This is a genomic window from Streptomyces sp. NPDC020845 (assembly GCF_044334165.1).
Classification (GTDB): Bacteria; Actinomycetota; Actinomycetes; order Streptomycetales; family Streptomycetaceae; genus Streptomyces.
In genome coordinates this window covers 140509-161299 of record NZ_JBIRSJ010000007.1, presented here as the reverse complement: position 1 = coordinate 161299, position 20791 = coordinate 140509, and the positions used below count along the sequence as shown (strand labels likewise).

The 20791-nt window shown below is 71.4% G+C and carries 16 protein-coding genes and 1 pseudogene; 13 read left to right on the top strand and 4 right to left on the bottom strand.

Going from position 1 to position 20791, the window contains the following annotated elements; genetic code table 11:
- Nucleotides 1–45 precede the first annotated feature (45 nt).
- Nucleotides 46–1032: a DNA polymerase III subunit delta gene (gene holA / locus ACH4U7_RS19315; RefSeq protein WP_385610639.1), complete on the top strand. Its 987-nt coding sequence runs from the start codon at nucleotides 46–48 to the stop codon at nucleotides 1030–1032.
- Nucleotides 1033–1142: 110 nt separating this feature from the next.
- Here holA and ACH4U7_RS19310 read toward each other — a convergent pair whose 3' ends face one another.
- A complete protein-coding gene (locus ACH4U7_RS19310; RefSeq protein ID WP_398529095.1) occupies nucleotides 1143–1958 on the bottom strand; it encodes a hypothetical protein in 816 nt (271 codons plus the stop codon).
- A gap of 407 nt (nucleotides 1959–2365) precedes the next feature.
- Here ACH4U7_RS19310 and ACH4U7_RS19305 point away from each other — a divergent pair.
- Nucleotides 2366–4141: pseudogene (locus ACH4U7_RS19305) on the top strand (hypothetical protein); the annotation flags it as partial.
- A gap of 164 nt (nucleotides 4142–4305) precedes the next feature.
- On the opposite strand, the gene rpsT reads toward ACH4U7_RS19305, so the two are convergent.
- Nucleotides 4306–4572 (bottom strand): 30S ribosomal protein S20, encoded by a 267-nt coding sequence (gene rpsT, locus ACH4U7_RS19300; protein ID WP_089506760.1) that lies wholly within the window; start codon nucleotides 4570–4572, stop codon nucleotides 4306–4308.
- Between the two features lie 259 nt (nucleotides 4573–4831).
- Here rpsT and lepA point away from each other — a divergent pair, with 259 nt between their 5' ends.
- From lepA to hemW, 4 genes are all read left to right on the top strand, one after another.
- The gene (lepA, locus tag ACH4U7_RS19295) at nucleotides 4832–6712 is read left to right on the top strand and encodes a translation elongation factor 4 (RefSeq protein WP_398529094.1); all 1881 of its coding nucleotides are present in this window, start codon (nucleotides 4832–4834) and stop codon (nucleotides 6710–6712) included.
- A 249-nt stretch (nucleotides 6713–6961) separates the two neighbouring features.
- Nucleotides 6962–8851: an AMP-dependent synthetase/ligase gene (locus ACH4U7_RS19290; protein ID WP_398529093.1), complete on the top strand. Its 1890-nt coding sequence runs from the start codon at nucleotides 6962–6964 to the stop codon at nucleotides 8849–8851.
- A gap of 366 nt (nucleotides 8852–9217) precedes the next feature.
- Nucleotides 9218–11215, top strand: a complete 1998-nt coding sequence (locus tag ACH4U7_RS19285) for a SpoIIE family protein phosphatase (RefSeq protein ID WP_398529092.1) — start codon at nucleotides 9218–9220, stop codon at nucleotides 11213–11215.
- A gap of 225 nt (nucleotides 11216–11440) precedes the next feature.
- Nucleotides 11441–12673: a radical SAM family heme chaperone HemW gene (gene hemW, locus ACH4U7_RS19280; protein WP_398529091.1), complete on the top strand. Its 1233-nt coding sequence runs from the start codon at nucleotides 11441–11443 to the stop codon at nucleotides 12671–12673.
- A gap of 132 nt (nucleotides 12674–12805) precedes the next feature.
- Here hemW and ACH4U7_RS19275 read toward each other — a convergent pair whose 3' ends face one another.
- Together ACH4U7_RS19275 and ACH4U7_RS19270 are read right to left on the bottom strand one after the other, a co-directional pair.
- Nucleotides 12806–13636, bottom strand: coding sequence for a DUF3097 domain-containing protein (locus ACH4U7_RS19275; protein WP_398529090.1), 831 nt, complete (start codon nucleotides 13634–13636; stop codon nucleotides 12806–12808).
- 61 nt (nucleotides 13637–13697) lie between these two features.
- Nucleotides 13698–14426 (bottom strand): MBL fold metallo-hydrolase, encoded by a 729-nt coding sequence (locus ACH4U7_RS19270; RefSeq protein WP_398529089.1) that lies wholly within the window; start codon nucleotides 14424–14426, stop codon nucleotides 13698–13700.
- Nucleotides 14427–14576: 150 nt separating this feature from the next.
- Here ACH4U7_RS19270 and hrcA point away from each other — a divergent pair, with 150 nt between their 5' ends.
- The 7 genes from hrcA (at nucleotide 14577) to ACH4U7_RS19235 (ending at nucleotide 20662) form a co-directional block, all read left to right on the top strand.
- Entirely contained in the window at nucleotides 14577–15593 is a 1017-nt protein-coding gene (hrcA, locus tag ACH4U7_RS19265) for a heat-inducible transcriptional repressor HrcA (protein WP_358636095.1), read from the top strand.
- Nucleotides 15594–16733, top strand: a complete 1140-nt coding sequence (gene dnaJ, locus ACH4U7_RS19260; RefSeq protein ID WP_358703309.1) for a molecular chaperone DnaJ — start codon at nucleotides 15594–15596, stop codon at nucleotides 16731–16733.
- Nucleotides 16734–16815: 82 nt separating this feature from the next.
- Nucleotides 16816–17907, top strand: a complete 1092-nt coding sequence (locus ACH4U7_RS19255; protein ID WP_398529088.1) for a nitronate monooxygenase — start codon at nucleotides 16816–16818, stop codon at nucleotides 17905–17907.
- Nucleotides 17904–18647, top strand: coding sequence for a 16S rRNA (uracil(1498)-N(3))-methyltransferase (locus ACH4U7_RS19250; protein WP_014179732.1), 744 nt, complete (start codon nucleotides 17904–17906; stop codon nucleotides 18645–18647). Before ACH4U7_RS19255 ends, ACH4U7_RS19250 begins: the two co-directional genes overlap by 4 nt.
- Nucleotides 18648–18757: 110 nt before the next feature.
- Nucleotides 18758–19234 (top strand): hypothetical protein, encoded by a 477-nt coding sequence (locus ACH4U7_RS19245; protein WP_398529087.1) that lies wholly within the window; start codon nucleotides 18758–18760, stop codon nucleotides 19232–19234.
- Nucleotides 19235–19376: 142 nt separating this feature from the next.
- Nucleotides 19377–19736, top strand: coding sequence for a histidine triad nucleotide-binding protein (locus ACH4U7_RS19240; protein WP_398529086.1), 360 nt, complete (start codon nucleotides 19377–19379; stop codon nucleotides 19734–19736).
- 5 nt (nucleotides 19737–19741) lie between these two features.
- Nucleotides 19742–20662: a ribonuclease Z gene (locus ACH4U7_RS19235; RefSeq protein ID WP_398529085.1), complete on the top strand. Its 921-nt coding sequence runs from the start codon at nucleotides 19742–19744 to the stop codon at nucleotides 20660–20662.
- Nucleotides 20663–20791: the final 129 nt, after the last annotated feature.

The following is a 20791-nucleotide window of genomic DNA, read 5'->3' as shown; positions in this document are numbered from 1 at the left end:
CGGGGCTGTCGGGGTTGTCGGCGGGTCGTGGGATGCTGGACGACGATGGCCAGGAAGACGACGACCGACGATCCGCTCGCCCCCGTGACTCTCGCCGTGGGCCAGGAGGACCTGCTGCTCGACCGAGCCGTGCAGCAGGTCGTGGCGGCGGCCCGGGCCGCCGATCCGGACACCGATGTGCGCGACCTCATGCCGGACGCGCTGCAGCCCGGCACGCTCGCCGAGTTGACGAGCCCTTCCCTGTTCGCCGAGCGCAAGGTCGTGGTGGTGCGCAACGCACAGGATCTGTCGGCGGACACGATCAAGGACGTGAAGGGGTATCTGAGCGCCCCCGCGGAGGAGATCACCCTCGTGCTGCTGCATGCCGGCGGAGCCAAGGGCAAGGGGCTGCTGGACGCCGCCCGCAAGGCGGGCGCGCGCGAGGTCGCGTGCCCGAAGATGACCAAGCCGGCCGACCGGCTGGCCTTTGTGCGGGCGGAGTTCCGGGCCACCGGGCGGTCCGCCACGCCGGAGGCGTGCCAGGCGCTGGTCGATGCCATCGGAAGCGATCTGCGCGAGCTGGCAAGTGCCTGCGCGCAGCTTGTCGCCGATGTGGAGGGCACGATCGACGAGGCCGTCGTCGCCCGCTACTACACGGGCCGTGCCGAGGCGTCCAGCTTCACCGTCGCCGACCGCGCGGTCGAAGGGCGCACCGCCGAGGCCCTGGAGGCGCTGCGCTGGGCCGTGTCCACGGGCGTGGCCCCGGTGCTGATCACCAGCGCCCTCGCCCAGGGCGTGCGCGCCATCGGCAAGCTCGCCTCAGCGCCGCGCGGTGCGCGCCCCGGCGATCTGGCGCGTGAGCTCGGCATGCCGCCGTGGAAGATCGACCGGGTGCGGCAGCAGATGCGCGGCTGGTCGGCGGATGGCGTGGCGGTGGCGCTGCGCGCCGTGGCCGAGGCCGACGCGGGGGTCAAGGGTGGCGGCGACGACCCGGAGTACGCGCTGGAGAAGGCGGTGGTCACCGTCGCCCGTGCCGCCCGAGCGGGCCGCTAGGCCACTTTTCCCACGGAGATCCGGCAGAAAAGCCCCGGACCCGCCCGGGGCGACCGGACGGGTCCGACGGTGACAGCCCGCGCGGGTGCCGCTTCGGGCCGACTGGCCGACTACTTCTGGAGCTTCTCCAGCGTCCCCTTGGCGCTCGCCTTGAGCATTTCGGTGATCTCGGCATTGCTCTTGACCGGGCTGTCCGACGAGCTCGACGCGTACTGCGACCACGTCGTCTGGTACGTCATCCAGCCGTCGCGCACCCCGAGGATCACATAGGCGCTGGTGTTGCTGGTGCCCTCGTACTCCTGGGCCACCACGTACGCCTCGTCGCCGACACCGCTGACCTCGGACACCTTGTAGTGGGTGGTGGAGGTCTTCTGGTTCTTGTACGACATGTAGGTCGCCTTGAACTCGGGCGTGGGGTCCGTCTTCCGGTGCAGATACGCCGTCGTGTAGAGCCAGGCGGAGGAGTAGTCGCTGCTGGACGAGGAGCTGGGCTCGTAGTCGACATTGCATGTCATCGAGTCCATGGCCGGGTCCTCCGAGCTGCTGTGCTGCGGATTGGTCCCGCTGGTCGAGTCCTTCTCCTTGAAGGAGGCGTTCTCGATGGGGGTCAAGTCGCTGGAGGAGCACAGGTTGCTGGCGTACTGGTAGGTCCCCAGGTCGGCCCTCTTCTCGTCGCTCCCGAAGCCGCCGGTCGAGAACACGACCCCGGCCCACACCGCCGAGGCGACGACCGCCCCGCCCAGGCCCCACAGCCAGCCCTTGCCACGGCCGCCGGGGTTGCCCGGCCCTGCGGGCGGCATGGGCGGCTGGGCGCCCATCGGGCCGTACCCGGCCCCGGCCGCCGTCTCGGGTGTGGACCAGCCACCGGCCCCGGGAGGCGCGGGAGGACCAGGGGGGCCCGGGGGCATCGCGGTGACGGCGGGCATGGCGGGCATCGTCGGCTGCGCGTACGGATACGGCGACTGTCCCTGCTGCGGGCCTTGCGCGTAGGGGTTCGGCTGTGGGGCCGGTGCGCCTGGCTGAGGTGGCTGAGGCTGCTGCGGCGGCCCGTACGGGTTGGGAGACTCCCCCGGTATCGACATGACGTGAACATACCCGATAAAGGCCAAAAGCCCCACGCTGCCCTGGGGAAACGTCCCGCCACCGCGGAGCTGTTGCGGAATGCGCCGGACGCTCCGGTGCCGCAGTGACGCAGAGCCGCCGCTCACCTTAATCGACGCCGTCGCCCGCCCGCCGCCGAGGCCGGACTTGTCCGCTTGTCTGTCCGGTCTGAGCTGGGCTTTCGGACAACTCCCGACGGCCCGAGGGTGCGGGCCGGTGCCCCTACCCGGGGCCGTCGCCGTACGGGCCCGAGGACGCCGAAGTGTTCTTCGGCCGGGCGGAGTTGGCCGAGGAGGCCGGGCGAAGGATCTCCGACCCGACCGGCACGTATGTGATCACGCTCTGCGGCGCCTCGGGCAGCGGGAAGTCCTCGCTGCTGAGATCCGGGCTGCTGCCGAACCTCGAACCGCACCGGCATCCCGTCCTGTTCACGCCGGGACCGCACCCTCTGAGCGAGCTGGCCACGGCGGTGACGCGGCTGACCGGCGGGGACGCCGAGGCGTTGTGCCGCGACCTCGCTCTCGACCCCGCGAGCCTGGGCGCCGCGCTCACCACGTGGCCGGCGGGCCGGCCGAGCGGCACCCACGTGCTGCTCGTCGTCGACCAGTTGGAGGAGACCTTCACCCGGTGTGCCGACGCCGACGAGCGTGACGCGTTCCTCGCCGCGCTGGCCGAAGTGACGGCGGGCGCCCGCCACTGGTTACGGATCATCCTCGCCGTACGGTCCGATGCCGTCGACCGCTGCCTGGACCACCCGGACCTGGCCGCCGCGCTACGGGACGGCGCGCGCATCCCGGTCGGTCCGCCCTCGCGGCACGAACTGCGGGAGATGGTCGTCCAGCCCGCCGCCCGCGCGGGGGTGACCGTGGAGCCGGACCTGGTGGCCTGTGTCCTCACGGAGGCGGCACAGCAGCCCGGTGCCCTGCCCTGGGCGGCCCACGTCCTGCGGGAGACTTGGCAGGCCCGTCGAGGAGCGTCCTTACGACTCGCCGACTACGAGGCCGTGGGCGGGCTGCGGCGCGCCGTCGCAACGACGGCCGAGCAGGTGTTCACCGCCTTGCCGCCCGCGCGACAGGACATCCTGCGCACTCTTGTACTGCGGCTCACCGCCCCGGGAGACGGCCCGGTCGGCGCCAGGCGGTGCGCAAGCCGCGACGAACTCACCGGACTCGCGGAACAGGCCGAGCTGTCCGCCGTACTCGAACTCCTGGCGGCGCACCGGCTGATCGTCCTCGACGGCGACGGCATCCACCTCGCCCACGACGCGCTGCTCACGGCCTGGCCGCGCCTGCGGCGCTGGCTCACCGAGGGCCGCGAGGAGCTGCGCATCCACCGTCAGCTGACCGAGGCGGCCAGCGCGTGGCAGGCCCTGGGGCGTGATCCGGGCGCGCTCTACCCGGGCGCGAAGCTCGCTCTTGCGCGGCGCTGCGCGGAGCATACGGGCGGGGCGAATGCCCAGGAGCGGGATTTCCTCCACGCCAGCGCCGCCGCTCACGACGCCAGCGCCGCCGTACAGACCCCGCCGACGCCGACCGTGTCCGGCCGCCGCCACCGTAAGGGCCGCGTCCGCCTGCCCGCGGGCCGGGCAGGGCGCCTGACCCTGTGGGGTGGGCTCCTCACGGCGGGGGCGGCGGCCGCCATGCTGGTGCACTACGTCTGGCTGCCGCCGGGGAACGTGGCGGCGCGGATGCCGTTCGACGTGCCGACGACCTTCGACGGGGACGCCGTGCGGTGGATCGAGGACGCGGACACCCTGCGGGTCTGCGATCAGACCCCCGATGGGGTGGGCATACGGGCGTACGTCTTCACTCCGGCCGGCACGGACATCTGGGCCGACGGCGGGGACGCTCTCATCAAGGGGAGCGACACCAGTGACGACGGTGTATGCAAGGAGTCCTCGCGCGATATCCACGAGGCGGCACACCTCTCGCTCAGGGTCTGCAAGAGCGGCAAGAGCGGCAAGACCGGTGAGCCGCCCGGCAAATGCTGGCGCGTGCGGCTGTGGTGACGGCTGTGGTGACGCCCGGGACACAGCAGTGCCCCCGGAGTGGGCCCGGGGGCACTGAACGTAGCGTGGCGTACTACGAAGACTGTCCGTGATTCGAGGTAGAGGGCTCGAATGTTCCCACGGCGGGGTGGGGCGGTGGCCCCGAGGGGCAGTGGCCCCGGGAATCAGCCTTGGAGGCCGGCGACCTGGCTGGCCAGGGCCGACTTCTTGTTGGCGGCGTTGTTCTTGTGGAGGACGCCCTTGCTGACGGCCTTGTCCAGCTTCCGGGACGCGACGCGGGCGGCGGCGGTGGCCTTCTCGACGTCACCGGCGGCGACGGCCTCGCGGGTCCGACGGATCGCGGTCTTCAGCTCGGACTTGACGGACTTGTTGCGCAGGCGCGCCTTCTCGTTCGTCTTGTTCCGCTTGATCTGGGACTTGATGTTCGCCACGTAAAGAGCCTTCGCAGGTTCGTTGGATTTCGCTGTTTCGTTTCGCATCCGGTGTCGCTCGCGGGAGCGGCACGAGACACAGTCGACCAGGGTACCAGCAGGCTTCGCGGCCTCCTAAACGGAGCCGAATCCATATCGAACCCGGGCGCCGTCGCCGTACCGAACCCGGGCGCGGTCGTCAGTCGTGGGACCATGGACTGACGACTGACTGACATCACTGACTGACAACACCGAGTCCCGCCTAGACACAGGACCCTGCGTGCCCGCGACCCCTACCAATGTGCCGGAGCCGAGCCGTACCGACCCGGCTCTCATCCGTAACTTCTGCATCATCGCGCACATCGACCACGGCAAGTCGACGCTCGCCGACCGGATGCTCCAGCTGACCGGTGTGGTCGAGCAGCGGCAGATGCGCGCGCAGTACCTCGACCGCATGGATATCGAGCGCGAGCGCGGCATCACGATCAAGTCCCAGGCGGTCCGGCTGCCCTGGGCGCCCCAGGGCGGGGATCAAGGCGGGGATGCGGGCGCCACCCACATCCTCAACATGATCGACACCCCTGGCCACGTGGACTTCACCTATGAGGTCTCGCGCTCCCTCGCGGCCTGCGAGGGCTGCATCCTGCTGGTCGACGCGGCCCAGGGCATCGAGGCGCAGACCCTGGCCAACCTCTACCTGGCCCTGGAGAACGACCTCACGATCATCCCGGTCCTCAACAAGATCGACCTTCCGGCCGCCCAGCCCGAGAAGTACGCCGCCGAGCTGGCCCACATCATCGGCTGCGACCCCTCCGATGTGCTCAAGGTCTCCGCCAAGACCGGTGAGGGCGTGGCCGAGCTGCTGGACGAGGTCGTCAGGCTGGTCCCGGCCCCGGTGGGCGTCAAGGACGCCCCGGCCCGAGCCATGATCTTCGACTCGGTCTATGACGCGTACCGGGGCGTCGTGACCTACGTCAAGGTCGTCGACGGCACGCTGGGCAAGCGCGAGCGCATCAAGATGATGTCCACCGGCGCCGCCCATGAGCTGCTGGAGATCGGCACCAACTCGCCCGAGATGACCCCTGCCGACGGGCTGTCCGTCGGTGAGGTGGGCTATCTGATCACCGGAGTGAAGGACGTCCGCCAGTCCAAGGTCGGCGACACGATCACCCAGTTCACCCACGGGGCGACCGAGGCGCTGGGCGGCTACAAGGACCCCAAGCCCATGGTCTTCTCCGGGCTGTATCCGCTGGACGGCTCGGACTACCCGGAGCTGCGCGAGGCGCTGGACAAGCTCCAGCTCAACGACGCCGCGCTGGTCTACGAGCCGGAGACCTCGGCGGCCCTCGGCTTCGGCTTCCGCGTCGGCTTCCTCGGCCTGCTGCATCTGGAGGTCATCCGCGAGCGCCTGGAGCGCGAATTCGGTCTCGATCTGATCGCCACCGCGCCCAATGTGATCTACCGCGTGGATATGGAGGACGGCTCCGAGCACACGGTGACCAACCCCAGCGAGTTCCCCGTGGGCAAGATCGACAAGGTGCACGAGCCGGTCGTACGGTCCACCATCCTGGCCCCGAGCGAGTTCATCGGCGCGATCATGGAGCTCTGCCAGAACCGCCGCGGTGTGATGCTCGGCATGGACTACCTCTCCGAGGACCGGGTCGAGATCCGCTACACCCTTCCGCTCGCCGAGGTGGTCTTCGACTTCTTCGACCAGCTGAAGTCCAAGACCCGCGGCTATGCCTCGCTCGACTACGAGCCCACCGGCGAGCAGGTCGCCGACCTGGTCAAGGTCGACATCCTGCTGCACGGCGACAAGGTCGACGCGTTCTCCGCGATCACCCATAAGGACAAGGCGTACGCGTACGGCGTCCGGCTGGTCGCCAAGCTGCGCGAGCTGATCCCGCGGCAGAACTTCGAGGTGCCGATCCAGGCCGCCATCGGCAGCCGGGTGATCGCCCGCGAGACGGTCCGCGCCATCCGCAAGGACGTGCTGGCCAAGTGCTACGGCGGTGACATCTCCCGGAAGCGGAAGCTGCTGGAGAAGCAGAAGGAGGGCAAGAAGCGGATGAAGATGGTCGGCAGCGTGGAGGTCCCGCAGGAGGCCTTTATCGCGGTGCTGTCCTCCGACTCCGAGGGCGACGCGAAAGCGAAGAAGTAGGGCGGACTGGAGGTCAGTGGGTCCGGCACGTGTCGCGCCAGGCCCACTGCCCTCGTTACGCGACTGCTTCCCCACGTTTACGGACTGGCGCGCCCTAAGTTTCAACAAGGTGGCCGAAGCCCCCTTACGCGGTACGGTTCCGGCCCTTACCCTGATCACTGCTCAAAGGTTACTCGCGAGTTAATTAGCGCGAGGCAAGCGAGGCAAGCGAGACAAGCACTGAGGCGGGCTCCGGAGGATGCCGTGACCGTGACCGACACAAAGACTTTGCTCGAGAACCGCCCGCCGTCCCTGGCGACGCACTTCCTCCAGCGCGTCGAGGCGACGCCGGACGCCGAGGCCTACCGCTATCCGGTCCCGCCCGCCTCGGGCGAGGGCCCCGACGACTGGCAGCCCCTGACCTGGCGCGAGACCGCGGACCGGGTCTTCGCCATCGCCGCCGGTCTGATCGACCTCGGCGTCCGCCCCGAGGAGCGGGTGGCGCTCGCCTGCTCCACGCGTATCGAGTGGATCCTGACCGACCTCGGGGTGCTCTGCGCGGGCGCGGCGACCACCACGGTCTACCCGAACACCAACGCCGAGGAGACGGCCTTCATCCTCTCCGACTCCGGCAGCCGGGTGCTGATCGCCGAGGACGGGGCGCAGCTGGCCAAGGCGCGGGAGCAGCGCGAGGAACTTCCTGAGCTGGCCCATGTCGTGGTGATCAAGGCCGAGGACGCGATCCCCGCCGAGGGCGACCCCGAGGGCTGGGTGCTCTCGCTCGCCGAGCTGGAGAAGCGCGGCACGGCCCACCTCGACAACCACCCGGACGCGGTGCGCGAGTGCATGGACGCGCTCCGCGCCGATCAGTTGGCCACGCTCATCTACACCTCCGGTACCACCGGACGCCCCAAGGGCGTACGTCTGGCGCATGACACCTGGTCGTACATGGCCATCGTGATCGGCAATCTCGACGGGATCCTCTTCGAGGACGATGTGCAGTATCTGTGGCTGCCGCTGTCACATGTCTTCGGCAAGGTGCTGACGGCGGGGCAGGTGTACGTCGGGCACACGACGGCCGTGGACGGCCGGCAGGACAAGATCATCGAAAATCTGCCGGTGGTCAGGCCCACCTACATGTGCGCCGTGCCGCGGATCTTCGAGAAGGTCTACAACGGCGTGGCGCAGCGGGCCCGCGCGGGCGGCGGCGCCAAGTACAAGATCTTCCAGTGGGCGGCCGAGGTCGCCCGCGAGTACGCCAAGACCTCCCAGGACAACTTCCGCCGCACCGGCACGGCCTCCGTGCCCATGGGCCTCAAGGCCAAGCACGCCGTCGCCGACAAGCTGGTCTACGCCAAGCTGCGCGAGGCGTTCGGCGGGCGGCTGCGGGCCGCGGTGTCCGGCGCGGCCGCACTCGCGCCCGAGATCGGCTACTTCTTCGCCGGCGCCGGCATCAACATCCTGGAGGGCTACGGGCTCACCGAGACCAGCGGCCCCGGCTTCCTCAACCCCGTGGAGTACCGCACCGGCACGGTGGGCAAAGCGTTCGCGGGCCTGGAGGTGCGGGTGGCCGAGGACGGCGAGATCCTGATGCGCGGACCGTCGATCATGCAGGGCTACCACGGGCTGCCGGAGCTGACCGAGCAGGTGCTGGAGTCCGACGGCTGGTTCCACACCGGAGACATCGGCGAGCTTTCGCCGGACGGCTATCTCACCATCACCGACCGCAAGAAGGACCTGATCAAGACCTCGGGCGGGAAGTACGTCGCGCCGGCCGAGGTCGAGGGCCAGTTCAAGGCGGTGTGTCCGTTCGTCTCCAACATCCTGGTGCACGGCGCGGACCGCAACTACTGCACCGCGCTGATCTCCCTCGACGAGCCCACGATCATGGACTGGGCGCGGGAGCACGGCCTGGAGGGCAAGTCGTACGCCGAGCTGGTGGCCACGGACGAGGTGCGGGAGCTGATCGACGGCTATGTGCGGCGGCTCAACGAGGGGCTGCAGCGCTGGCAGACGATCAAGAAGTTCCGGCTGCTGCCGCGCGACTTGGACGTCGAGCACGGTGAGCTCACGCCGAGCCTGAAGCTCAAGCGACCGGTGGTCGAGCGGGAATACAAGGACCTGCTGGAGGATATGTACGCGGGTACGAGGGAGAACTGAGCGGACGTATGCGGCGGGCATCCCGGGCGGGGCGTCGGGCGGGGGCGTCGGGTGGGGCTGATGCGCCACCCGAGGCGTAACATCCGCACAGGTGCCGCAGCTCCGACACACTGTTCACCTGATTTTTCCCCTCATCGCGGCTCACTTGCGTAACTCGGCGCATATGAGGGCGGCATGTCTGCCACTCTGTCGGTGTCGGACTACGGCGTTAGGCCGGGACTGCTCAGGAGCCGCACAGTGGGGACGCCTTCTTCTGCCACACCTGCTTCTGTCACACCTGCTTCTGTCACATCTGATCCGGCGCCGGGGGCGGTGCCGGGCGTAGTGCCCCGCCCTCGGCCCGGATCCGGGCCAGGGCCGGCGCTCGTGGCCGTGCCCGGGGCCGTACCGGCCGCTCGGATCGCCGCCGCGCGCACCAGCCTGCCCGGCAATCCGCTGGCGGCCTCCGCCGCGCGCCGGTTCGCGCGCACGGCCCTCGCGGACTGGACCTCGCTCGACTTCCCCGCCGTCGGCCGGATTCCCGACCGGGTCGCGGACGAGGTCGTACTGCTGGTGAGCGAGTTGGTCACCAACGCCGTGGTGCACGCAGGGACGGCGGTCGAGGTGAGCTGTGCGCTGGACGTCTTAACCGGGGATGGTGAAGTCCCCTCCGTGGTCGTGGAGGTGACGGATCATCATCCCACTCGTTTCCTGCGCGGTGAGCCACCCGATGAGGGCGAGGACCCGGTGTGCGCCGGGCACGGGCTGCGGCTGGTCGCCGAGCTGGCCGAATGCTGGGGCACGGCGTATCGCCGGGACAGCAAGACGGTGTGGTTCCAACTGCCCGTCACCGCGGTCGAGTCCGTCGCCCTTCCGGGGGAACCACTTTCAGACGGCTCATTGCCAACCGATCTGCCCACCGCCCCGGGCGACGCCCTGGGCTCCCCCAAAGACGGCCCCCTAAAGGACGGCTCCCTCAACGGCGCCTCCCTGAAGGGCGATCCGTCGAGTGGCGGCACACTGAACGGCGACTCGCGCGGCGATGCGTACGCCGTCGAACTGCTGGCCCCCGACCCCCGGCGCGTCGGCGGCCGCGACGCCGACGCCGACTGGGTCCGGGAGGGCGCGCTGTCCTTCCTCGCCGAGGCGTCCGAGCTGCTGGCCGGACAGTTCGACGAGGACATGGTGACCTCGCTGGCCGCCCAGCTGCTCGTACCGCGGTTCGCCGACTGGAGCGCGGTGTGGCTCGACACGGAAGGCGGCCCGCCGCGGCTCGCCCAGGTGTGGCACGCGAGCGAGAGCCGGATCGAAACCCTCCGCCAGCTGCTCGAGAAGGAGCCGCTGGAACTGCCCGCCACCGCACGCGGCCGGGCCGTGCCCTGGCAGTGGCCCAGCGACCCCTCCGCGTACGGGCCCGGCGGCGCGGCCCTGGCCTGCCGGCTGATCGCGGGCGGGCGCACCGTCGGCACGCTGCTGCTCGGCCGGGCCGGGCTGATGCGGGTGCCGGGCGAGGTGGCCGGACTGGTCGAGGACTTCGCCCGCCGGGTCGCGCTGGCGCTGGCCTCCGCCCGGCAGTACACGCGTCAGGAGACGATCAGCCGGGTGCTCCAGCGCGGCTTGCTGCCGTCCCGTATCGCGCGGATCCCGGGCGTGGAGTCGGCGGTGGTGTACGAGCCGACCGGCGGCACCTCGGCCGGGGGTGACTTCTACGACATCTTCCCCGCGGGGAACGGCCGTTGGGTCTTCGTCCTGGGCGACGTATGCGGCAACGGGCCGGAGGCGGCCGTGGTGACCGGGCTCGTACGGCCCTGGCTGCGGCTGCTGGCGCGCGAGGGGTACGACGTCGGGGCGGTCCTGGAACGACTCAACCGGATGCTCGGGGAGGAGGCCGTCGAGGCCGCGGTCGAGGGCGCGGCGGAGGCCGTGGCCGCGGGCGTGGGGCTGCCGGTGGGCGGCGGGGTGTCGCGGTTCCTGTCGCTGCTGTACGGGGAGCTGGTGCCGCTGGGCGAGGAGGGCAAGGACGGCATCCGCTGCACGCTCGCCAGCGCGGGACATCCGCTGCCCCTGGTCCTGCGGCCCGACGGGTCGGTGCGCACCGTCGCCGAGCCGCAGATCCTGCTGGGTGTTGTGGACGACGTGGCGTATCAGAGCGAGACCTTCGAGCTGGCGCCCGGGGAGACGCTGGTGTGCGTGACGGACGGGGTGACGGAGCACAGATCCGGCGCCCGGCAGTTCGACGACGGGGACGGGCTGGCGTCGCTGCTCGGTGACTGCGTGGGGCTGGACGCGGGCGATCTGGCGGAGCGGATCCGCCAGGCGGTGCACGCGTTCGCGGTCGAGCCGCCGGACGACGATCTGGCGATGCTGGTGCTGCGGGCGCGGTAGGGGCGCTCCGGACGGGCCACCCGGCGGAGCCGCAGAGCCGCGTATCGGGCGGCTCCCCGACCTGACACCGGGGCTCCGCCCCCGCCAGGGGCCTGGGCCCGGCCCAGGCTCCTGGCGGGGCGGGCTCCTGGCGGGGCGGGCCCCTGGACCGTTTGGTGTCCGGCCGTGCGGGCGTTCCAGCCGCGCGGCGGCCGGCCCGCTGCGCCGATGGCGGACAATGGGCGCATGCCTTCCGTACTGCCCGATGGCGAGCCCATGCCCGAGGACGGCGCGCTGCCCGTGAGCGCCGTGGCCGGGGCGGCGAACCGGCCGCTCGGGTTCTATCTGCATGTGCCCTACTGCGCGACGCGCTGCGGCTACTGCGACTTCAACACCTACACCGCCACTGAGCTGCGCGGATCCGGTGGCGTGCTCGCCTCGCGCGACAACTACGCCGACATGGTCGTCGAGGAGGTCCGCCTCGCCCGCAAGGTGCTGGGGGACGACCCCCGGCCGGTCGAGACCGTATTCGTCGGGGGCGGCACCCCGACCCTGCTGGCGGCTGCCGACCTCGGGCGGATGCTCGGTGCCATCCGGGACGAGTTCGGGCTGGCGGAGGGGGCCGAGGTCACCACCGAGGCCAACCCGGAGTCGGTCGACCCGCGCTATCTGGAGCAGCTGCGGGCGGCCGGGTTCAACCGGGTGTCGTTCGGGATGCAGAGCGCCCGGCAGCACGTTCTGCGGATACTGGACCGCACGCACACCCCGGGCCGCCCCGAGGCGTGCGTGGCCGAGGCGCGGGCGGCCGGATTCGACCATGTGAACCTGGACCTGATCTACGGCACGCCGGGGGAGAGCGACGAGGACTGGCGCGCCTCGCTGGAGGCCGCGCTGGGCGCCGGGCCCGACCATGTGTCGGCGTACGCGCTGATCGTCGAGGAGGGCACCCAGCTCGCCCGGCGGATCCGGCGCGGCGAGGTGCCGATGACCGACGACGATGTGCACGCCGACCGGTATCTCATCGCGGAGGAGATGCTGTCGGCGGCCGGGTTCCGCTGGTACGAGGTGTCGAACTGGGCCACGTCGGACGCCGGCCGGTGCCGCCACAACGAGCTGTACTGGCGCGGCGCGGACTGGTGGGGCGCCGGCCCCGGCGCGCACAGCCATGTGGGCGGTGTGCGCTGGTGGAACGTGAAGCACCCCGGCGCCTACGCGCAGGCCCTGAGCGAGGGCCGGTCCCCGGGGGCTGGCCGCGAGGTGCTGACCGACGAGGAGCGCCGGGTGGAGCGGATCCTGCTGGAGCTGCGGCTCGCGGAGGGCTGCCCGCTGGACCTGCTGGCCCCGGCGGGCGCCGCCGCGGCGGCCCGGGCCATGGCGGACGGCCTGCTGGAGCCGGAGCCGTACGGCGCGGGCCGGGCGGTGCTCACCCTGCGAGGGCGGCTGCTGGCCGACGCGGTGGTGCGCGATCTGGTGGACTGACCCCTGATCCGAGGTGCCCGCCTGATCCGAGGCCCGGAGGACGACCCGACGCGCTCGCCCGACCCGAGGCCCTGACCTGGCGCCCGGACGACCGACCCGGCACCCCGACAGGCCCACAGCCCCACAGGCCCCCTACGGCCCGGCCGGGCCGCCCACGGTCACATGGTCGATCAGCTCCTCCACCCGCCCCAGCAGGGCCGGCTCCAGGTCCTTGTACGAGCGGACCGAGGACAGGATCCGCTGCCAGGCGGCCCCCGTGTTCTCGGGCCACCCCAGCGCCCGGCAGACACCCGTCTTCCAGTCCTGGCCGCGCGGCACCGTCGGCCAGGACGGAATGCCGACCGAGGAGGGCTTCACGGCCTCCCATACGTCGATATAGGGGTGTCCGACGATCAGTACGTGCTCGCCGGTGACCTCGGCCGCGATACGGGACTCCTTGGTGCCCGGGACCAGATGGTCGACCAGCACGCCGAGGCGGGCGTCGGGGCCGGGGGAGAAGTCGCGGACGATCGCGGGCAGGTCGTCGATCCCCTCCAGGTACTCCACGACCACGCCCTCGATGCGCAGATCGTCCCCCCACACCCGCTCGACGAGCTCCGCGTCATGGCGCCCCTCCACATAGATGCGCCCCGCGCGGGCGACGCGCGCGCGGGGCTGGGGGAGGGCGAGGGAGCCGGAGGCCGTGCGGCGCGGGCCCGTGGGGGCGGCGGCGCGGGGGCGTACCAGGGTGACGACGCGGCCCTCCAGAAGGAAGCTGCGCGGCTCCATGGGGAAGACCCGATGTTTACCGAAACGGTCTTCCAGAGTCACCGTGGGGCCCTGCGCGGTCTTCTCGCAGCGGATCACGGCGCCACAGAACCCGGTGGTGACCTCCTCGACGACCAGGTCGGGCTCGGCGGGCACCTCGGGCGCGGGCGCCTGGCGCTTCCAGGGCGGGGTCAGGTCCGGGTCGTACTGTCGCATCCGCATGACCCTAGCGCCGTGCCGCCGACCTCAGGAGGACACGCCGAAACGAGCCGTGAGTTCAGCGGCCGAAACGAGCCGCGAGTTCATCGCGCTGCGCCCGGACGAAACGGGCGTCCACGGCGGCGCCGTGCCCCGGGACGTACACCGCGTCCTCACCGCCGAGGGCGAGCAGCCGGTCCAGGGCGGCGGGCCACTGGCCGGGCATCGCGTCGGCGCCCGCCTGGGGCGGCCCCGACTCCTCGACCAGATCGCCGCAGAAGACCACCTCGGGCTCGCCCGGGGCCCGGCCGGGGACGAGGACGGCCAGGTCGTGGGCGGTGTGGCCGGGGCCCACGTTCGCCAGCAGGACGGGCCGGTCGCCCAGGTCCAGGGTGAGCTCGCCGCACACCAGGTGGTGCGGGCGTACCAGATGGTCGGCGGCCCCGGCGGCGGCGCCGGGGTCCACGCCGTGCCGCACCGCGTCGTCGCGCAGCGCGTCCCGTTCGCGGCGCAGCAGCTCGTCGAGCCCGGCGGCCCCGTACACCTCGCAGCCCGCGAAGGCGGCGGTGCCGAAGACATGATCGAAGTGGGGATGGGTGAGGGCGATGTGGGTGGGCCGGCGGCCGAAGAGCCGGGTGACCTCGCGCCGAACCCACGCGCCCTCGGCCAGGTCGGCGCCGGTGTCGACGACCAGGACGCCGGTTCGGCCGGCGATCGCGCCGACGGTCGCGTCCCAGCCGGGCAGACGGCACCGGACGACGGACGGCGCGAGATCTTCCCAGCGCGCCTCTTCCCAACGGGTGTCCATACGGAGACGCTAGCTCCAGTGGTGGCAAAGCGGCGGCTCTTGCCCCGGCCACGGCACCCCGCCGTACACTGGCTGAGGGGTTCTGGCACTCGTGACCATTGAGTGCCAGGGGGAATACCTGATGAGACGGCTGGACTGGAGGTGCGCGCGGTGCTCAGCGAACGCAGACTCGAGGTACTGCGTGCGATCGTCCAGGACTATGTGGGCACGGAGGAGCCGGTCGGCTCCAAGGCGCTCACCGAGCGGCACCGGCTGGGCGTCTCCCCGGCCACGGTGCGCAACGACATGGCGGCTCTGGAGGACGAGGGCTATATCGCCCAGCCGCACACGAGCGCCGGGCGCATTCCCACGGACAAGGGCTACCGGCTGTTCGTCGACAGGCTGGCCGGGGTGAAGCCCCTGTCCACGCCGGAGCGGCGGGCCATCCAGAACTTCCTGGACAGCGCCGTGGACCTGGACGACGTGGTGGGCCGTACGGTCCGGCTGCTCGCGCAGCTGACCCGGCAGGTGGCGGTGGTGCAGTACCCCTCGCTGACCCGCTCGACGGTCCGCCATGTGGAGCTGCTGGCGATGAGCCCGGCGCGGGTGATGCTGGTGCTGATCACCGACACCGGGCGGGTCGAGCAGCGCATGGTGGACTGTCCGGCGCCCGTGAGCGAGGAGTCGCTCGCGGACCTGCGGGCCAGGCTGAACAGCCGGGTCGTGGGTCGGCGGTTCGCGGATGTGCCGCAGCTGGTGCAGGACCTGCCCGAGTCCTTCGAGCAGGAGGACCGGGGCGCCGTCTCGACGGTTCTGGCCACCTTGCTGGAGACGCTGGTCGAAGAGACCGAGGAGCGGCTGATGATCGGCGGCACCGCCAATCTCACCCGCTTCGCGCATGATTTCCCCCTGACGATCCGGCCCGTGCTCGAAGCGCTTGAGGAGCAGGTCGTGCTGCTCAAGTTGCTGGGCGAGGCGAAGGACTCGGGCATGACCGTACGGATCGGTCATGAGAATGCTCACGAGGGCCTGAATTCCACTTCGGTCGTGGCAGTCGGCTACGGTTCGGGCGACGAGGCGGTCGCCAAACTCGGCGTGGTCGGACCGACCCGCATGGACTACCCCGGAACGATGGGAGCGGTACGCGCAGTGGCACGTTACGTCGGACAGATCCTGGCGGAGTCGTAAGTGGCGACGGACTACTACGCAGTCCTGGGCGTGCGGCGTGATGCCTCGCAGGACGAGATCAAGAAGGCATTTCGCCGGCTCGCCCGTGAGCTGCATCCGGATGTGAATCCGGATCCCAAGACCCAAGAGCGGTTCAAGGAGATCAACGCCGCCTACGAGGTCTTGTCCGATCCCCAGAAGAAGCAGGTCTACGACCTGGGCGGAGACCCGTTGTCCGCCGCGGGCGGCGGCGGGGGCGGCGCAGGCGGCTTCGGCGCCGGCTTCGGCAACTTCTCCGACATCATGGACGCCTTCTTCGGCACCGCGTCCCAGCGCGGCCCGCGGTCCAGGACCCGGCGCGGCCAGGACGCCATGATCCGCCTCGATATCGAGCTGACTGAGGCGGCCTTCGGGACCACCAAGGACATCCAGGTCGACACCGCGGTCGTCTGTACGACGTGCAGCGGCGAGGGCGCGGCGCCCGGCACCACGGCGCAGACCTGTGACATGTGCCGCGGCCGGGGCGAGGTGTCCCAGGTGACGCGGTCCTTCCTCGGCCAGGTCATGACCTCCCGGCCGTGCCCGCAGTGCCAGGGCTTCGGCACCGTGGTGCCGACCCCGTGCCCGGAGTGCGCGGGCGACGGGCGGATCCGCTCGCGCCGGACGCTGACCGTGAAGATCCCGGCCGGTGTGGACAACGGCACCCGGATCCAGCTCGCCGGTGAGGGCGAGGTCGGCCCGGGCGGCGGCCCGGCGGGCGATCTGTACGTGGAGATCCACGAACTGCCGCATCCGGTCTTCCAGCGCCGGGGCGACGATCTGCACTGCACGGTGACCATCCCGATGACGGCGGCGTCCCTGGGCACCAAGGTGCCCCTGGACACGCTCGACGGCCGGGAGGAGGTCGACATCCGGCCCGGCACCCAGTCCGGCCAGTCGATCCCGCTCCACCAGCGCGGCGTCACCCACCTGCGCGGCGGCGGCCGAGGCGATCTGATCGTCCACGTCGAGGTGCAGACCCCGTCCAAGCTCGACCCGGAGCAGGAGGAGCTGCTGCGGCGGCTGGCCAAGCTGCGGGGCGAGGAGCGGCCGACGGGCGAATTCAAGCCAGGGCAGCAGGGGTTGTTCTCGCGGCTGAAGGATGCGTTCAACGGACGGTAGGCCGCCTCAGCGGGCCTGAGGCGGCCCTGAGCGGCACCGAGCCGAGTACGGATTCACGCGGAGGACATGACACGATGTCGCCATGTCCTCCGCGTTGACCGATCTCTTTCGGTACCCGATCGTGCAGGCCCCGATGGCGGGTGGGGCCTCCTGCCCGCAGTTGGCCGCCACCGTCTCCGAGGCCGGTGGCCTCGGGTTCCTCGCCGCCGGCTACAAGACGCCGGAGGCGATGTACGAGGAGATCAAGCAGCTGCGGGGGCAGACCGCCCGGCCCTTCGGCGTGAACCTGTTCATGCCGCAGCCGCTCACCGCCGACCCGGCCGCCGTGGAGGTCTACCGGGAGCAGCTGGCCGGGGAGGCGGCCTGGTACGACACCCCGCTGGGCGACCCCGACGCGGGCTCCGACGACGCGTACGACGCCAAGCTGGCGATACTCCTCGACGACCCGGTCCCGGTCGTCTCGTTCACCTTCGGCTGCCCCGCCCGCGCCGTGCTCGATGCCTTCGGGAAGGTCGGGACGCGGACGGTGGTGACCGTGACCTCGCCCGCCGAGGCGCAGGCCGCCCAGTGGGCGGGCGCCGACGCCGTATGCGTGCAGGGTGTCGAGGCGGGCGGCCACCAGGGCACCCACCGCGACGACCCGCGCGCCGACGGGACGGGTGCCGGGCTCGGCCTGCTGTCGCTGCTCGCGCTGGTCCGGGAGATCGTGCAGATTCCGGTCATCGCGGCGGGCGGGCTGATGCGCGGCTCGCAGATCGCCGGGGTGCTGGCGGCGGGCGCCGTCGCGGCCCAGCTGGGCACCGCGTTCCTGGTCTGCCCCGAGTCGGGGGCCAACGCCCTGCACAAGCGGGCCATGACCGACCCGGTCTTCGGCCGTACGGAGCTGACCCGCGCCTTCTCCGGGCGCCCCGCGCGCGGACTGGTCAACCGCTTCATGCGCGAGCACGGCCGGTACGCCCCGGCCGCCTACCCCCAGGTGCACCACCTCACCTCGGGGCTGCGGAAGGCGGCGGCGAAGGCCGGCGATCCGCAGGGCATGGCGCTGTGGGCGGGGCAGGGGCACCGGCTGGCCCGGGAGCTGCCCGCCGCGCGGCTGGTGGAGGTGCTGGCGGCCGAACTGGACGCGGCACGTGAGGGTTTGGGCCTTACGTGGGACAGAGGGGCGGTGTCGTGACCGCCCCTGTCTTCCTGGCCGACTCCCTCGCGGGGGCGGCCGTAGGGGCGCGGCTGGCGCTCGAGGGGCCGGAGGGGCGGCACGCCGTGTCGGTGCGCCGGCTGCGCGTGGGCGAGCCGGTGGTGCTGACGGACGGGGCCGGTACGGGCGCCTTCGGCGCCGTGGCGGCCGTCGAGGGCAAGGACCGGCTGCTGGTCGAGGTGGCAGAGGTGCGCCATGAGGCGCCGCCGAGCCCGCGGATCACCGTCGTCCAGGCGCTGCCGAAGGGGGACCGCGGCGAACTGGCCGTGGAGACCATGACGGAGACCGGCGTGGACGCCATCGTGCCCTGGGCGGCGGCGCGTTGTGTCACCCAGTGGAAGGGCGAACGCGGCCTGAAGGCGCTGGGAAAGTGGCGTGCGACGGCCCGGGAGGCGGGCAAGCAGTCGCGTCGGCTCCTCTTTCCCGAGGTGATGGACGCGATGACAACCCGCCAGGTTGCTCGGCTTCTGGCCGAATCCGACTTCGCCGCCGTGCTGCACGAGGAGGGCGCCGAACCGCTTGCGACCGCGCCGCTGCCCGCCGAGGGCAGCGTCGTGCTGGTGGTCGGCCCTGAAGGGGGCGTATCGCCTGAGGAGTTGGCGGCCTTCGCCGAGGCGGGGGCGCGTCCGTACCGCCTGGGCCCGACCGTGCTGCGCACCTCCACAGCTGGAACGGCGGCGGCCGCACTGCTGTTGGGCCGTACGGGCCGCTGGGGCTGACGTAACCTCGGCCCGGATGGGCCCGGATGGCCCCCACCCGGCGGATCATGTGGCCGAGGTTGCTCTTCCGGTTCCCCCCGCTCCGGTGGGAACCTTTTCTTATGGGGGCAATGAGGCATCAAAGGAACGCGCTCTTCGCGGTGGTGGCGGCGGCTCTGACGATCGGCGCCGTGGCGGCGTGCGAGCCCAGGGACGACACCGGGCTCAACGCCATCGGGGTGGCGGTCACCACGGACCGGGTCAGCACGCGCGCGCTCGAAAAGGGCGGCATCGACGTGCGGTGGATGACGTGCAACGCGGATGTGAAGGGCAAGCACACGTCCGGCCCGTCGCAGGACGCGAAGGCATCCGTCCACTGCCGGGGCAAGACCGATGACGACCGCACCATCAAGGTCAGCGGCACTGTCACCTACGAGCGCAAGAACATCTGCGTTCGGGGCGATCTGACCGCCAAGGTGGACGGGCACCAGGTCTTCCAGGCCAATGTGATCGGCGACTGCAACGCACGGAAGACGACGCATCCCCGGCCGTCCGGGCACACCACCCACCCGTGGGACCGGCGGACCACGGCGGGCAGCGACAAGTAGGCGGGACGGGCAGGCGGGACGGGCAGGCGGGACAAGCAGGCGGCAAGGGCGGCAAGGGCGCCATGCGGTTCCGGCGCGCGCTCTCCGGGCGTCCCGGTAGCATCCGGTTCCGTACCAGCCGACGTTGCGTAAGGAGCCACCGGTGGCGGGAGAACCGCAGGCCGACTGCCTGTTCTGCAAAATCGTCTCGAAGGAGGTGCCGGCGACCGTCGTCCGCGAGACCGAGACGACCCTCGCCTTCCGGGACATCAACCCCCAGGCGCCGACCCACGTCCTGGTGATCCCCAAGGTCCACTACCCGGACGCCGCCTCCCTTGCGGACGCGGAGCCGCAGATCGCCGCCGACATACTGCGCGAGGCGGGTGCGGTCGCCGCCGACGAGGAGATCGACGCCACCGGCTTCCGCGTCATCTTCAACACCGGCTCGGGCGCGGGCCAGACCGTCTTCCACGCGCACGCCCACATCCTGGGCGGCCGCGGCTTCAACTGGCCCCCCGGGTAACCCCGTTGTCCGTACGAGAACTGGTCGTCCTGGGCACCGCGAGCCAGGTGCCGACCCGGCACCGCAACCACAACGGCTATCTGCTGCGCTGGGACGGCGAGGGCATCCTCTTCGACCCCGGCGAGGGCACCCAGCGCCAGATGGTGCGGGCAGGGGTCGCGGCCCATGACATCAACCGGATCTGTGTCACCCACTTCCACGGTGACCACTCGCTGGGCCTGGCCGGGGTCGTCCAGCGGATCAACCTGGACCGGGTGCCGCACCCGGTGACCGCGCACTACCCGGCGAGCGGACAGCGCTTCTTCGAGCGGCTGCGGTACGCGACCGCGTACCGCGAAACCGTGTCGCTGGCCGAGGCGCCGGTGGCGGGGGAGGGCGGCGTCCTGGTGCGGACCGCCGCGTACACGCTGGAGGCGCGCAGGCTCTCCCACCCGGTCGAGTCCTACGGCTACCGGCTGATCGAGCCCGACGGCCGCCGCATGCTGCCGGATCGGCTTGCGGAGCACGGCATCCGTGGGCCGGAGATCGGCCGGCTGCAGCGGGAGGGGGCGCTGGAGCGGGAGGGGCGCACGGTCACGCTGGAGGAGGTCAGCGAGGTGCGGCGCGGACAGAGCTTCGCCTTCGTCATGGACACCCGGCTGTGCGAGGGCGCCCATGACCTCGCCCAGGGCTGTGACCTGCTGGTGATCGAGTCCACCTTCCTGGACGAGGACGAGCCGCTGGCGGTCGAGTACGGGCATCTCACCGCCGGGCAGGCGGCTCGGCTGGCCGCGGAGGCGGGGGTGCGGCATCTGGTGCTGACCCACTTCTCACAGCGGTACGGCGACCCCGCCGACTTCGAGCGCCAGGCGCGGGCGGCGGGCTTCGAGGGGGAGCTCACGGTGGCGCAGGACCTGATGAGCGTGGCGCTGCCCAAGCGGCGCTGATCGCCCGGGGCGCCCGCCGCTGTCAGTGCCATCGTGCAGACTGGCGGCAACTGTATTCATCCACATTCATCCGCATCGCATTCACTGAACGAGATTCATGGAACGGGACCGGCGACGAGACCGGTCCTC